General features: G+C 35.5%; 14 protein-coding genes. 1 reads left to right on the top strand and 13 read right to left on the bottom strand.

Features of this window, described 5'->3' with window-relative positions; all coding sequences use genetic code 11:
* Window positions 1-83: 83 nt before the first annotated feature.
* The 9 genes from Q9Q97_RS15155 to Q9Q97_RS15115 all read right to left on the bottom strand — a co-directional run bounded on the left by Q9Q97_RS15155 (window position 84) and on the right by Q9Q97_RS15115 (window position 9,625).
* Window positions 84-683 (bottom strand): hypothetical protein, encoded by a 600-nt coding sequence (locus Q9Q97_RS15155; protein WP_306158552.1) that lies wholly within the window; start codon window positions 681-683, stop codon window positions 84-86.
* Between the two features lie 73 nt (window positions 684-756).
* Entirely contained in the window at window positions 757-1,776 is a 1,020-nt protein-coding gene (locus Q9Q97_RS15150; protein ID WP_306158550.1) for a 2-hydroxyacid dehydrogenase, read from the bottom strand.
* A gap of 4 nt (window positions 1,777-1,780) precedes the next feature.
* Window positions 1,781-2,035: a DUF6755 family protein gene (locus Q9Q97_RS15145; RefSeq protein ID WP_306158548.1), complete on the bottom strand. Its 255-nt coding sequence runs from the start codon at window positions 2,033-2,035 to the stop codon at window positions 1,781-1,783.
* A gap of 18 nt (window positions 2,036-2,053) precedes the next feature.
* Window positions 2,054-2,563: a ubiquinol-cytochrome c reductase iron-sulfur subunit gene (locus Q9Q97_RS15140; RefSeq protein ID WP_306158546.1), complete on the bottom strand. Its 510-nt coding sequence runs from the start codon at window positions 2,561-2,563 to the stop codon at window positions 2,054-2,056.
* Between the two features lie 12 nt (window positions 2,564-2,575).
* A complete protein-coding gene (locus Q9Q97_RS15135; RefSeq protein WP_144215177.1) occupies window positions 2,576-3,145 on the bottom strand; it encodes a 4Fe-4S dicluster domain-containing protein in 570 nt (189 codons plus the stop codon).
* 19 nt (window positions 3,146-3,164) lie between these two features.
* Window positions 3,165-5,381: a molybdopterin oxidoreductase family protein gene (locus tag Q9Q97_RS15130; protein ID WP_306158544.1), complete on the bottom strand. Its 2,217-nt coding sequence runs from the start codon at window positions 5,379-5,381 to the stop codon at window positions 3,165-3,167.
* 83 nt (window positions 5,382-5,464) lie between these two features.
* The gene (locus Q9Q97_RS15125; protein WP_306158542.1) at window positions 5,465-6,514 is read right to left on the bottom strand and encodes an MFS transporter; all 1,050 of its coding nucleotides are present in this window, start codon (window positions 6,512-6,514) and stop codon (window positions 5,465-5,467) included.
* Between the two features lie 27 nt (window positions 6,515-6,541).
* Window positions 6,542-8,134 (bottom strand): magnesium transporter MgtE N-terminal domain-containing protein, encoded by a 1,593-nt coding sequence (locus Q9Q97_RS15120; RefSeq protein ID WP_306158540.1) that lies wholly within the window; start codon window positions 8,132-8,134, stop codon window positions 6,542-6,544.
* Window positions 8,135-8,152: 18 nt separating this feature from the next.
* Window positions 8,153-9,625 carry a nitrate/nitrite transporter gene (locus Q9Q97_RS15115; RefSeq protein ID WP_306158538.1) on the bottom strand — a complete coding sequence of 491 codons (1,473 nt, stop codon included), beginning with the start codon at window positions 9,623-9,625 and terminating at the stop codon, window positions 8,153-8,155.
* A gap of 286 nt (window positions 9,626-9,911) precedes the next feature.
* On the opposite strand from Q9Q97_RS15115, the gene Q9Q97_RS15110 reads away from it, so the two are divergent.
* Window positions 9,912-10,352: a hypothetical protein gene (locus tag Q9Q97_RS15110; protein WP_306158536.1), complete on the top strand. Its 441-nt coding sequence runs from the start codon at window positions 9,912-9,914 to the stop codon at window positions 10,350-10,352.
* A gap of 41 nt (window positions 10,353-10,393) precedes the next feature.
* Here Q9Q97_RS15110 and hemL read toward each other — a convergent pair whose 3' ends face one another.
* The 4 genes from hemL to Q9Q97_RS15090 form a co-directional block, all read right to left on the bottom strand.
* Window positions 10,394-11,680, bottom strand: coding sequence for a glutamate-1-semialdehyde 2,1-aminomutase (gene hemL, locus Q9Q97_RS15105; RefSeq protein ID WP_306158534.1), 1,287 nt, complete (start codon window positions 11,678-11,680; stop codon window positions 10,394-10,396).
* 102 nt (window positions 11,681-11,782) lie between these two features.
* Window positions 11,783-12,682 (bottom strand): glucosaminidase domain-containing protein, encoded by a 900-nt coding sequence (locus tag Q9Q97_RS15100; protein WP_306158532.1) that lies wholly within the window; start codon window positions 12,680-12,682, stop codon window positions 11,783-11,785.
* Complete coding sequence (locus Q9Q97_RS15095; RefSeq protein WP_306158530.1) at window positions 12,675-13,583, bottom strand: 1-aminocyclopropane-1-carboxylate deaminase/D-cysteine desulfhydrase; 909 nt, start codon at window positions 13,581-13,583, stop codon at window positions 12,675-12,677. Before Q9Q97_RS15095 ends, Q9Q97_RS15100 begins: the two co-directional genes overlap by 8 nt.
* On the bottom strand, window positions 13,580-13,915 hold the full coding sequence (locus Q9Q97_RS15090; protein WP_306158528.1) for a hypothetical protein: 336 nt from the start codon (window positions 13,913-13,915) through the stop codon (window positions 13,580-13,582). The genes Q9Q97_RS15095 and Q9Q97_RS15090 overlap by 4 nt, the downstream gene beginning before the upstream one ends.
* Window positions 13,916-13,995 lie beyond the last annotated feature (80 nt).

The following is a 13,995-nucleotide window of genomic DNA, read 5'->3' as shown; positions in this document are numbered from 1 at the left end:
AGGGTTTTATTTGTAAATATATTGCAAATATATGCTTTATTTAGACTCTAAGTACTTAACAAACTCTTAATTTCAAAAAGCATTTAAAACGAATACTTCTCCATTTTCTGCTCATAAATATCCAAAACCTTTGTACTTTCTTTTGGAACTTCGCCATTCCATTTTTCTTCTATCGAAGGATTTGAAGGGTATTTTCCGCTTTTCAATTTAACCAAATGATACAATCCTCCACTTTTCATTAAGAGATCAGAAAAATTTTCGGTTGAAGTTGGAGCAATCAAAATCGGAAAATCAGTTACGGAAAATTTATTGATTAAACTTACATTGTTATTTAAAATAAAGCCTGAGCAGCCACCGCTTCCGCAGAAATACGAATTGGAAAAACCGACGAAATATTCCTCTTTCTTGTCATTATTTAAATCGAAAGCATCATAAAAGAAAAAACGCTCTTCTTTTTTTAATGATGGTAGATCGCTTTTTAAAAGAACCAAAAGTTGCTCTCTTATCATATTTACCGTTTCTATATCTTTTACAGGTTTCTCGTTCAAATTTGCTGTGCCTGCAACTGTTTTAGACAATGTATCAAGGGCAATTGCTTTTACTATATTTTCTTTCCTTTTATCCTTATTTTCACAAGAACAAAGCACCAAAAATCCGATTATGGTTACGATTATATTTTTCATAATTTGAAAATTTAAATTTCATTCACTCCTTTTCATTCCTTTAAATTACAAAAAATATTCGACAAAGCGTTTTCTAAACCAAAAGAGCAGCTTTATTTTCAATATCGTTTTCTGCCAATAATGATTTTATATTATTGAAAGTCACTAATGCAATCTGCGTTAAAGCTTCGTTGGTAAAAAATGCCTGATGCGCCGTAACTAAAACATTTGGAAAGCTCATTAAGCGTTGAATGGCATCATCCTGAATAATATCTGCAGAAAGATCTCTGAAGAATAATTTTTCTTCTTGTTCGTAAACGTCAATTCCTAAATAACCAATTTTACTTTCTTTTAAACCTTCAATGACAGATGAAGTTTCTATTAATCCGCCACGGCTAGTATTGATGATCATAACGCTTTCTTTCATAAAAGAAATTGAAGTTGTATTGATTACATGTTTCGTCTGATCGTTTAGTGGACAATGAAGTGAAATAATATCACTCGATTTGAAAATCTCTTCTAAACCAACAAAAGAAATTCCGTCTTTTTTCATTTCTTCACTTTCTACAATATCATACGCCAAAACTTTACAGCCAAAGCCTATTGCTATTTTAGAAAATGCTTTTCCGATATTTCCAGTTCCGATAATTCCGATTGTTTTTCCGAACAAATCAAAACCCAACAATCCATTTAGAGAGAAATTCTGTTCACGAACACGATTATAGGCTTTATGCGTTTTTCTGTTTAAAGTTAAAATCATAGCCATTGCGTGTTCTGCAACTGCTTGCGGAGAATAGGCGGGAACACGGCAGACTTTTATATCATATTTTTTTGCTGCTTCTAAATCAACATTATTAAATCCAGCACAACGTAAAGCAATTATTTTTACCTTTTTTTCGGCCAGTTGTTTTATCACAATTTCGTTCACAATGTCATTTACAAACACACAAACAATTTCGCATTCTTCAATTAAAGCAACTGTTTGCGGGTTAAGCTGTGTTTCAAAAAAAATCAATTGAAAACCAAAATTTTCATTGTATTGATTAAAAAACGTTTTATCGTAAGGCTGGGTCGAGAAAAAAGCAATTTTGTTTGCGCCAAGATTTGAGCTCATAATTTTATGTTTTATTATTTCTAAAATTTCCTTTTGGCAGATAATACAGCCATCCAAAACCAATCAAAAATAAAGTAAGAGAACCTACAAATGCTGGAATTAAAATTTCTTTATTATGATCTAATGCATTATTTAAAGCGGCATACAATAACCAGATTTGAATACTTACATTTAAGATTAAAACAAATATTAAAGTAGACAGAATAACATTCAACTTATTCGGATTTGCCTGATTTTGACTTCTTCTAAATGTACTCATAATTTTTATTTTAAACGATTAACTTTCTTTATTTTCAAAAGCTTTCACAAAAATCTTTTCTCCTTTTAAAACTACTTCTAATTGAGGCAAAGCTCTCGGCGGAGGTCCAGCAATAACATCTCCAGTCAAAGCATCAAAAGAACCTTCATGGCACGGACAATGAATAATTCCCGAATTTGGTTTATAATAAACCGCACACGAAAGATGCGTACATTTTTGCTCGAAAGCTCTAAACATACCGCTCTCCAAATGCACCAAAATATACGGAATAGTGCTTCCTTCAATCACAAAACCTCTTGTTCCGCCTAACGGAATATCTTTTATTTCACATACAAAATGTTCGCCGACAACTTCTTCACCTGGCAATAGATACGCTTTTGCAGCCACCAACCCGCTGCCAACCATTAAACCGCCAGAAACCAGCGTTAGGAATTTGGCAAAATCGCGCCGGCTCACTTGCGTGGATTCTTGTTTTTTATATGGAAAATCCTTCTTCCAGTTTTCTTGTAAATTATCTTCTTTAGACATTGGATTTTAGATTTAGAATATTCGTAATTCCGTACTGCCTTTTGGCATCATGATATTTACTTTTGTATTTACGCGTTCTTTTCCAAAAACAAATGAGTTTACTGGAGTACTATTTGGACGCATTTCTTCTATCTGAGCGCGAGTTCCGTAAAACAATGCGCCACTCGGGCAAACCGTTGCACACATTGGTTTTTTGCCAACACTTGTTCTGTCGTAACACATGGTACATTTCATCATCAAATCGTATTCTTCCATTTTCTTCGGAACTCCAAACGGACAGGCCATTACACAGTTGGAACAGCCAATGCAGCGTTCTGTATTGGCAGTATGAACCACTCCAAATTCGTCTTGCGAAATTGCATCGGCTGGACAAACATTAGCACAAACTGGATCTTCGCAATGCATGCAAACCTGAACCGTGGTCTGAATGGTAACTTCACGTTCTACATAATTGACATGAATCATCGATTCCTGACCGTTGGTTTCACATTCTGCACAAGCCATTTCGCAAGCTTTACAGCCTATGCATCTTTGTAAGTCTACAAAAAACTCTTCGTTTTTATTATAATTGGTTACATTCATAATTACTTGTTTTTATAGATTAAACACTTGCATAAGCATTTGATTTCTCTGATGAATTTTCTATTTCTCCTAATGGTTCCAACTTACAGGCACAGACTTTAAATTCTGGAATTTTAGAAATCGGATCTAAAGTTCCAGGCGTTAACTGATTAGCCGATTTCTTCCCTGGCCAGTGATACGGAATAAAAACGGTATCTTTTCTAATCGTTTCTACAATATTCGCAGGAAAAATTCCTTCTCCTCTTCGAGTTGAAACTTTTACCAATTCTCTCTGCTGAATATTGTATTTCTGAGCCATTTCAGGATGAATTTCTAACATCGGTTCTGGAAACTGATCTACGAGTTTTCCAATTCTTCTAGTTTGAGTTCCGCTTAAATATTGCGAAACCACACGTCCTGTTGTTAAGGTTATCGGATATTCTTCGTCAGTAACTTCGCCCGGCAGTTTGTACGGTGCGGGATTGAAATGCGCTTTTCCGTCTGGAGTTTTAAATTTCCTGTCTTCCCACAATCTCGGTGTTCCTGGATGATCTTCTGTCGGACAGGGCCAAAAAACGCCCATATGATCTTCTACTTTTTTATACGTAATTCCAAAATAATCTGCTGTTCCTCCTTTTGAAGCTACACGAAGTTCATTAAAAATAGCTTCACTATTGGCATAAGTAAACTTGTCTTTTTCTCCCAATCTTTCAGCGATTTCCAATAAAATAGAAGTGTCTGTTCTTGCTTCTCCCGGAGGTGTCACTGCTTGTCTTATCCTAATTACTCTTCCTTCTGCAGAAGTTGTGGTTCCTTCTTCCTCCTCCTGTAAAGATCCAGCGAGAACAATATCGGCGTGGCGCGCGGTTTCATTCAAAAAGAAATCGATACAGACGTAAAACTCTAATTTTTCAAGAGCCGAACGCACATAATTATTGTTTGGAAGCGAAACCAGCGGATTGAAACAAATCGAAATCAATCCCTTAATTTCGTCTCTGTGAATCGCTTCAATAATTTCATAAGCCGTAAGCCCTTTTCCAGGAAGATCTTTTTCATCGATTCCCCAGACCTCAGAAATGTACTTTCTATGTTCCGGATTTTCAATGTCTCTATTTCCCGGCAATTGATCGCATTTGTGTCCATGTTCTCTTCCGCCCTGTCCGTTTCCTTGTCCCGTAATGGTTCCGTAACCGCAATAAGGTTTTCCAATTCTGCCTGTTGCCAAAACCAGATTAATACAGCCTACCACATTGTCTACACCTTTTGAATGGTGCTCAATTCCGCGAGCGTGAAGCAGAAAGCTTGTTTTTGCTTTTCCCCACAACTCGGCTGCAGCTTTTATTTTTTCTTTAGAAATACCTGTAATCTCTTCTGCCCATTCTAAAGTATACTCTTTTACAGCATCAATAGTTTCCTGAAATCCCGAAGTATAATTATCTATAAAATCATGATCGAGCATATCATGATCCACTAAATATTTCAGCATGGCACCGTATAAAGCCGAATCTGTTCCTGGTCTTACATCGAGATGAATATCAGCTGTTCTTGCCAATGGAATAACACGCGGATCGACTACAATAAGTTTTGCACCTCGATCTCTGGCCTTCCAAATCCAATGGGTTAAAGTTGGAAATGTCTCACTAATATTCGCTCCTGCGACAATGATAACCTCAGCATATTCTAAATCTGAATAATTATTAGAAGCGCGATCCAACCCAAATGCTTTTTTATTTCCCGCGCCCGCACTTACCATGCAGAGACGTCCGTTGTAATCTAAATTTCTGGTTTTTAAAGCGACTCTGGCAAATTTTCCAACCAAGTAGCTTTTTTCATTCGTAAGCGAAACTCCTGATAGCATCGAAAAAGCATGTTTTCCGTATTTTTCCTGAATTCTTTTGATTTCAGAAACGGTTTTATCCATCGCATCATCCCAAGACATTTTTTCAAAACCTTTACCTTCCTCTCTTTTTATTGGATGTAAAAGTCTGTCGGGATGATTATTTTGAAGATAGCGCTGAACCCCTTTTGGACACAGACGGCCTTCATTGAAAGGAAATTCCATCCAAGGTTCAAAACCGACCACTTTATTGTCTTTTACCGTTAATTGGATTCCACACTGCATGCCGCAGAAACAGCAATGTGTTTTTACCGTTTTGTCTGGCTCGTCACGCCCAGGGTATCCTTCTTTTGGTGAATAATTCAAATGCGGACCAAAATCTTCGATTATTTTTTCAGTTGATACGGGTAGTTTTGCCATGTCTAATTTTGTTTTTTTTGTTTCAAGTTTCAAGTTTCAGGTTCTGTGCGTGACTTTAAACTTTAAACCTGAAACTTTTTTTTCTATCCAAATAAATTTCCACCTTCTAATCTTGCTTTTAAATGTGCTTTTGCCAAACGGTCTCTTTTTCCTTCCGGACTTAAGTCAAGATGCGAATTGCCTTCATCATCGCTAAAATCAAAACCCAGCTGTTTTGTCACTATTTTTAAGTCATCAATATGAAGCTGTGTGGCAAAAGGTTTTCCTGTTTCGGGACAGATTGCCATTCCTTTTTTCATTCCTTCCTTTTTATATATATGTGCTCCAATCTGAGCTGGACGCTGAATAATGTGGAAGAATTTCCCAAACGGAATCCAGATCAAAAACATAATAACCGTAACGGCGTGAATTACAGCTAGGAAATCATACGCAAATCCTTTCATGAACTGATAGGAATATGTCAGGCATAAACCTGTTACTGAAATTGCTATTAATAAAAGAAGTGGCAGTAAGTCTCCTTCAAAGGTTTGTGTCGCAATTAATCCCGGATTGGTTAAACGGCGTCTTAAATAATAAAGAGAGCCAATAATAACCAAATAAGAAGACCAGTTTAAGGCATGAAAAGTCAAAAATGCCATTATGGAACCCAATTCAAAATCCATCACTTTAAAACCAAAAAAATGGGCTTCGTAAACTGAAATGGAATTTGGAGCCAAAGTAAAATGAATCCATCCAAATGTCAGCGGAAAAGTTATGGCAAAAGCAGATAAACAGCCAATTGCAATACAGAAATGCGCTATCCAACGGTATTTCCCTCTTGGGTAAATAATTTTTTGAAAAGCAATATTCTCAACCGATTCTTTCGTCAGAAACCATAAATGCGAGAATACTTTTCCTGTAAATAGAAAATTGATGCCGCGTTTAAAATACATCCACGTTGGCGGGCGCTGCAGCCAAACGGTATAGCGATAGACAACTCCAAAAAACGCAAATAGAGTTCCGAAGAGATAGGTTACTAGTGCCGCATCAAAATTCTGCAGTTTTCTTGATCCATAAAAAACCAATACAACCATAAAAACCGAAGCTGCCGTCGCAATTAATAACGCTTTCGTATTAAATGTTCTTTCTTTCATCTTAAATTAAAATTTAATGATTGCCTATTAACTTGGCTTCTCGCAATTTTTACGATTGTAAAACCACCAATTGATAGCCGTTGCCAATACTGTATATAAAGCAACGCCAATAAAAAACTGATTTACAGTGCCATTTGCAGAAATATTATTCCCTATCAATTTAGAAAAAATAAAAGGTCCAAAAGCCGCGATTGCCGCTGTCCAACCGATAACTCCTGCAGCTTGGCGCGCATTTTCTTTAAAAATGATTGGATATTGTCTAAAGGTTCCCGCATTTCCAATTCCTGTAAAAAAGAACATGGCTAAAATTACCGTTACAAAAAGAGGAAACTGCTCCATACTTGTAGGCGCAACTAATCCTTCTGTTACTAAAAGTATTGATCCCACTAAAATTCCCAGACCTGTAATGGTCGTTAAAATTGCTCCGCCAACTTTATCTGCAACAAATCCAAACGCAATTCGGCTGGCAGAACCTAATAATGGACCGTAGAATGCATACACTAAAGGATCTGGCGGATTTGGAAAATCTCCATAAAGATATTTTATCATCAAAGGAAAAGCTGCCGATAAACCTGCGAAAGTTCCAAAAGTCATGATATAGGTAATAGTGCAATACCACGTATGTTTATTGGAAAAAATATCCATTTGCTCTTTTACAGACGCCATCATTGGAATACTTTTTAAATAAAACCAGCTTAAAATTGCCATAATTATTAAAAAGGGAACATACCAAAATGCTGCCGACTGCAAGTAGATTTCTGATTTTTTAACTGCCGTATTATCAGGTTTAATATTATCTAAGATTTTTTCAGCCAATTTCGGATTTGCATTGGCAATGGCTTTTGCTTTTGCTTTTATAGGTAAAGCGTTAAAAATAGCTACATTATCAGTAGAGTTTACGGCATTACTTACTGAATCTTTGACATCTTGCTTTATGTTGGCAAGTATTTTTGATTGCATTTCTACATCAAAAGTGGCAAAAACTTCTTTTTGTTTTTCTAAACTTGATGTTTGCAAAAGAGCTAGTGTTTCTTTAGGATCAACGCTTGTAAAAGTAGAGGCCGCGCCATAAATTCCAACACCGATTATGAGAGGTGTTACGAATTGCGCGATTGAAACCCCAAAATTTCCAATTCCGGCCTGTAAACCCAAAGCCGTTCCTTTTAGTCGTTGCGGAAAAAACAGACTTGTACTGGGCATATAGGAAGAGAAATCTCCGCCTCCAAAACCTGTTGTAAAAGCTAAAACTGCAAAAACCCAAAATGGCGTATTTACATTCATAATAGCAAAACCAATTCCGATTACGGGAATTAATTTAAGCAGTGTTGCAAATGATATTACATGTCTTGTACCAAATATGGGTAATATAAAGGTGTGGATGATTCGAAGAAATCCTGCTGCTATCCCTGGAATTGCGGTTAGCCAAAACAGCTGATCTTTAGAAAAATTAAAGCCTAAGCCTGGTAATTTTACAGCAATAACGCTCATCATAAACCAAGAAGCAAATGACAAGGTTAGCGTTGCTGTAGTAATTATCAGCGTCCGCCATGCTATTTTACTTCCGCCATTATTCCAAAAGGTTTCATCTTCTGGTTCCCATTTGTCTAACCAAGTTTTCATTTTTTTCCTTTTTTATAATTAATGATCCTCTATATGTCTTGTAAAATCTGGTGATTTTCTTCTCATAGCCTTAATTATTGTCCTATGCATCCATAAAAGGCAGAGCACAGAAAGTATAAAAATGAAAATCCATGAACTGGTCCAAAGTCCAGTATAATCGAGTAAGTAGCCAAAGATTATCGGTCCAAAAAAACCGCCTAACCCGCCAATAAGACCGACCATTCCGCCCACTACTCCAATTTCATTAGGAAAATATTCGGGAATATGTTTATAGACAGCCGCTTTTCCAATTCCCCACGAAATACCGATAAGTATCACCAAAACAAGATATACCCAAAGATTAGCACTGAAGTTAATCTGGGTAATTCCTCGTGCTAATAATTCTTTCTTTTTAACTTCTTGATTTTGTTTGACAACGATTTCCTGCCAAGAGTTTTTTACGGGAAAAACAGCATTATTTTCTGTATCTGTTTTTTTCTTAGCCGTAATTTGATGGACTTTTCCATTTACAACAATTTTATCAGCAGCAATTTCTGTAACCGTTCCGTTATTTGATGCCAGAACGCCAGGTCCAGCAGTAAATATTTCCATCTTTGGAAACATGAGCAGAAAACTTATAATTATGGAAGATCCGAGTACCCAATACATCACTTTTCTTGCTCCAAATTTATCTGAAAGATAGCCTCCAAAAGCTCTAATGATACCAGAAGGCAGACTGAACATTGTAGCAAACATTCCACCCATTACTAAAGTTGTACCGTAAACATTCATAAAATTAGGAAGCAGCCATTGTGAATAGGCAACAAAAAAACCGAAAACTAAAAAGTAGTACGTTCCAAAACGCCAAACTCTAGTTTTCTTTAATGGAGATAGCAATTCGCCCATTGTTTTTGAAACGCCTTGATTGGTTTTATTTTTAGCAAAAACAATGAATAACAAACCTATAATTACGAGCGAAGCGCCATAAATGATCGGGAGCATTTTCCAGCCATTTACTGGATCTTTTTCTGAAAAATTATTCAATAAGGTAGGTGCAATGAAAGTAGTAATTGCTGCACCAGCGTTTCCCATTCCAAAGATTCCCAAAGCTCTACCTTGCCATTCTTTTGGATACCAAATTGAAGTATAGCCAATTCCTACTGCGAAACTCGTTCCTACTAATCCGAAGAAAAAACTCAGAACGGCAAAACTCCAGAATGAATTAGCAAAAGGCAAAAGAAAAAGCGGAATGGAACACAATAAAAGCAATACAGAAAATATTATTTTTCCTCCGTATTTATCAGTTAAAATTCCTACTGGCAATCTCATAATCGATCCTGTAAGCACAGGAATTCCTAAAAGCCATCCGATCTGCACAACATTCCAGTCAAAAATCTCCTTATCAACTAAAAAAGTGACCAGTACTCCGTTAAGTGTCCAGCAGGCAAAACAAATTGTAAATGCTAAAGTGTTTAAAAAAAGAATACGATGCGATAAGGAAAGATCTGCCATAGAATAAAGTATTAAATTATGTTTTTGAAAATCTATTACTGAAATATGGGATAACCTAAAAAAGCCATTCGTAAATAACTGAATAGCAATAGTTTTCTAAAATTATAAAAAATATCTTAAGTAAAACACTTACAATTCTATATTTAGCTAAATATTAATCTTATTTAAACTCATTCTTAAAAAGAACTGATCTTCAATTTGTTAAATAATCTATAATTTTAAAAGTCAGATTAAACCTGTTTCTATTCCTAAAGTCTAATCGGTATAACAATTAAAAAAACTTAACATGAAAAAATTATTTATCGCGGCTATGTTATTTGTTGGAATAGCAAGTTTTGCACAAGAAACAGATCAGAAACCATCACGTGAGCACAAAGAAAGAATGACTCCGGAACAACGTAATGAAAAACAGCTTCAAAAATTGACAACTGAATTAAGTTTAGATGCTAATCAGCAAGCTCAAGTGAAACAACTTTTGGCTGACAGAAGTGCTAAAGCAGAGAAATTTAAAGAAGCACGCAAAGAAAGAAAAGACAGCAATGTAAAACCTACTGCTGAAGAAAAAGCAGCTTTCAAAAAACAAATGGAAGATGAAGTTGCGGCTAACGATGCTAAAATGAAATCGATCTTAAAAGCTGATCAGTACACAAAATGGAAAAGCTTGCAAGAAGAAAAAAAAGACAAAATGCGAGAAAAAGCAAAAGAACATAGAAAAAGCAATGATTAATTTGCAGCAAAAAAAAGGAGGCTTAAAGCCTCCTTTTTGTATTAAAATGTTTTAGATACTTTATCAATCGCATTGATTGTAAAATCTAAATCTTCATAAGTCAATGCATCTGTAATAAACCACGTTTCGTATGCTGACGGCGCAATGTAAACACCTTCTTGCAATAATCCGTGGAAGAATTTTTTGAAGGTCTCGTTATCTCCTTTTGCTGCAGTTTGAAAATCAATAACTGGATCTGCATCAAAGTGAACCGAAATCATAGAACCCACTCTATTGATTGTAAACACAACATTGTTCGCTTTTAAAACTCTGTCAATTCCTGCTTCTAAATAAGCTGTTTTTTCTTCTAAACGAGTAAAGATTTCTCTATCAGAATCTAGTGCTTTTAACATTGCCAATCCAGCCGCCATTGCCAACGGATTTCCTGATAATGTTCCTGCTTGGTAAACTGGTCCAAGAGGCGCTAACTGATTCATGATTTCTTCGCGTGCAGCAAAAGCTCCTACTGGCAATCCGCCACCGATAACTTTTCCGAAAGTTACGATATCGGCATCAATGCCATATAATTCCTGAACACCGCCGCGAGCTAAACGGAAACCTGTCATGACCTCATCAAAAATCAATAAGATTCCGTTTGCAGTACACAAATCTCTTAAACCTTGCAAGAAACCTTCTTTTGGTACAATACATCCCATATTTCCGGCAACGGCTTCAATAATAATTGCAGCAATTTCTCCTTTATTAGCTTCAACCAATGTTTTTACATTTTCTAAATCATTGTATTTTGCTAACAAAGTATCTTTTGCAGTTCCTTCTGTCACTCCTGGACTGTTTGGCGAACCAAATGTTACAGCGCCACTTCCTGCCTGAATCAAGAATGAATCAGAATGTCCGTGATAACAGCCAGCAAATTTGATGATTTTATCTCTTTTTGTAAATCCGCGAGCCAAACGAATCGCGCTCATACATGCTTCTGTACCTGAATTTACAAAACGAATTTTATCGATATTTGGAACCATAGAAACGGCCAAAGCAGCGATTTCAGTTTCCAACTCAGTTGGCATTCCAAATGAAGTTCCCAACTTCGCTTTTTCAATCACAGCATCAACAACGGGCTGATACGCATGACCTAAAACCATTGGACCCCAAGAGTTGATATAATCGATTAATTTGTTTCCGTCTTCATCATATAAATAAGCACCTTTAGCACTTTTTACAAAAATCGGAGTTCCGCCAACGGCTTTAAATGCTCTTACTGGTGAATTTACTCCTCCTGGAATTACTTTTTCTGCTTCAGCAAAAAGCTGACTACTTCTTTTATATAACATTATAATATTAGATTTCTGATTTTAGATTTTAGATTGATTCAAACTGAATCTGAAAACTGCCACTGATACTGAACACTATCCCTAAGCTTCGGGACTGAACACTTATTTTACTTTCAGCCTCTGTCCTATCGAAATAGCATTATCTGTCAGATTGTTTTTTTTCTTTAAATCTTCAACCAATAAATTGAATTTTTTTGAAATTGAATATAGTGTATCTCCTTTTTGAACTTCGTATAAATTCGGATCATAAGGATTCATATTTATTTTAGGATCAGAAATAGCTACTGAAGATGAACTTCTTGTTGGAGCCGAAGTATTAATTGGCACATAGTTTTTTCCTGTAACCTGACAATCATATTGATGCAAGTTGTAACGCTCAATATAACTAATTAATTTGTCTGGATATTTTGGATCTGTTGCATAACCGCAAGCTCTTAAACCTTTTGCCCAAGCTTTGTAATCGTCTTTTTCATACGTAAAAAGCGATTCATATCTTTTTTTCCCAACTAAAAATAAAGCATGGTCTCTATACGATTCAGATGCCTGAGGGTATTTTCTAAAACATTCCTGAGCCGAATCATCGTCATGACGAACACTTTCGCCCAACCAATCTTTATGGCATTTAATTCCGAAGTGATTGTTAGCTTCAACAGCCAAATCACCGCGTCCTGCACCCGATTCTAAAATTCCCTGCGCTAGAATAATACTTGCCGGAATTCCATAAGTTTTCATGTTTCCTACCGCAATTTCTTTATACTGTAAAATGTAATTATTGATTAAATCGCTAGTTACAACTGTTTTTGAAGTTGACTGAATAACCTCTGTTGTATTATTTGTAGAAGGATAATTTTTACCGATTGGTTTTGCGGGAGTGCCTCTTTTTGTAGCAGCTGTTCTAGATTGAACTGCAGCCGCTTTTTTAGTCGTCGCGATGGCAGGCTTACTAGAAGAGCAGCTTGCTAAAGCTAATATTACGAGAAGTAATACAATTTTTTTAATCATTGGTTGTAAGTATTGGTAATTTCTTCTGCTTCAACTTTATATTCATTCCGTCAATTCCCTGCAATCCGCCTGTGTGAATGAGTAAAATTTTGGAATGTGCAGGAAAATAATTTTTACCGATTAAATCTATAACGCCAAAAACCATCTTTCCTGTATAAATTGGATCTAAAGGCACTTTTGTTTCTTCAAAAAAAGTATTGATAAATTCAATTAATTCTAAATTTATCTTGCCGTAACCTCCAAAATGATAGTCAGAAATTAAATTCCAGTTATCTTTTTTTGCAAAAATACGAATTTCATCTTGTAAAAAGTCACCTTTTAACGCTGGAAAGCCCAAAATTTTCTGATTTGGCAGCGAACTATTAATTAATCCCGAAATCGTTCCGCCTGTTCCAACCGCACAGCAAACGAAATCAAAAACAGAATCTTCGTCGGTCAAAATCTCTTCACAGCCTTTTATTGCCAGTTCGTTTGTACCGCCTTCTGGAACTAAATAGAAATCTCCAAACTTTTCTTTTAGTTTATCTATAAAAGAGTTTTCGCTTTTTAATCGATACTCTTCTCTCGAAACAAATTCAAATTTCATTCCGTTTTCTTGAGCAAATTTTAAGGTTGGATTTTCTTCAATTTTATCTAAAAGTTCATCTCCGCGAATAATTCCGATTGTGTTAAAATCTTGTTCTTTTCCGGCATAAGCAACCGCTGCAATATGATTGGAAAATGCACCGCCAAAAGTCAGCAAAGTGTTTTTATTATCGGCTTTCGCCTGAAGTAAATTGTACTTTAGTTTTCTGAATTTATTTCCCGATACAAACGGATGAATTAAATCTTCGCGCTTTATGGTCAAAGAAATAGCATTCGGAAACTGAATATTTATGAATTGATTGAAAACTGGATTCATTTTGATTTTATGTAATTCAGAAATTGGAAAAAAGATCTGTTTTTCAGATAATTTAAATCCGTTTCTTTAGTATAGGCTTCTCTTTCAAAACTAATATTTCGGTACGCTAAATCTTTGTTTTTGTATTGAATAAGTCGAATAAAAAATTCTAAAATGTACCAGATAAAAAACGGAAGAACTAGCATTTCAAGCTGTTGTCTGAGATGTATTTTTTCATGATTGACGAATGCACCGTTTGCTTTATCAAAATCATATTTAACCAAAACGAAAGGAAACAAAGCCATTCCTCGATATCCTTTCGGAATTAAATATTTAGCAACAATCAGAAACATTGGCTGTAAAATTTATAAATTTGTAGCTATAAAATTGTTCGATTTCAATAAAATCATAATCAAATATTTTTATTTTTGAT

The sequence above is a fragment of the Flavobacterium sp. DG2-3 genome, from assembly GCF_030730925.1.
In the GTDB taxonomy this organism is placed as follows: Bacteria; Bacteroidota; Bacteroidia; order Flavobacteriales; family Flavobacteriaceae; genus Flavobacterium.
This window is presented reverse-complemented; position numbering and strand designations above follow the sequence as displayed.

Bases quoted from the DNA above. Each gene is read 5' to 3' on its own strand.
- Q9Q97_RS15155 (WP_306158552.1), bottom strand. From the start codon at position 683: ATGAAAAATATAATCGTAACCATAATCGGATTTTTGGTGCTTTGTTCT.
- Q9Q97_RS15150 (WP_306158550.1), bottom strand. From the start codon at position 1,776: ATGAGCTCAAATCTTGGCGCAAACAAAATTGCTTTTTTCTCGACCCAG.
- Q9Q97_RS15145 (WP_306158548.1), bottom strand. From the start codon at position 2,035: ATGAGTACATTTAGAAGAAGTCAAAATCAGGCAAATCCGAATAAGTTG.
- Q9Q97_RS15140 (WP_306158546.1), bottom strand. From the start codon at position 2,563: ATGTCTAAAGAAGATAATTTACAAGAAAACTGGAAGAAGGATTTTCCA.
- Q9Q97_RS15135 (WP_144215177.1), bottom strand. From the start codon at position 3,145: ATGAATGTAACCAATTATAATAAAAACGAAGAGTTTTTTGTAGACTTA.
- Q9Q97_RS15130 (WP_306158544.1), bottom strand. From the start codon at position 5,381: ATGGCAAAACTACCCGTATCAACTGAAAAAATAATCGAAGATTTTGGT.
- Q9Q97_RS15125 (WP_306158542.1), bottom strand. From the start codon at position 6,514: ATGAAAGAAAGAACATTTAATACGAAAGCGTTATTAATTGCGACGGCA.
- Q9Q97_RS15120 (WP_306158540.1), bottom strand. From the start codon at position 8,134: ATGAAAACTTGGTTAGACAAATGGGAACCAGAAGATGAAACCTTTTGG.
- Q9Q97_RS15115 (WP_306158538.1), bottom strand. From the start codon at position 9,625: ATGGCAGATCTTTCCTTATCGCATCGTATTCTTTTTTTAAACACTTTA.
- Q9Q97_RS15110 (WP_306158536.1), top strand. From the start codon at position 9,912: ATGAAAAAATTATTTATCGCGGCTATGTTATTTGTTGGAATAGCAAGT.
- hemL (WP_306158534.1), bottom strand. From the start codon at position 11,680: ATGTTATATAAAAGAAGTAGTCAGCTTTTTGCTGAAGCAGAAAAAGTA.
- Q9Q97_RS15100 (WP_306158532.1), bottom strand. From the start codon at position 12,682: ATGATTAAAAAAATTGTATTACTTCTCGTAATATTAGCTTTAGCAAGC.
- Q9Q97_RS15095 (WP_306158530.1), bottom strand. From the start codon at position 13,583: ATGAATCCAGTTTTCAATCAATTCATAAATATTCAGTTTCCGAATGCT.
- Q9Q97_RS15090 (WP_306158528.1), bottom strand. From the start codon at position 13,915: ATGTTTCTGATTGTTGCTAAATATTTAATTCCGAAAGGATATCGAGGA.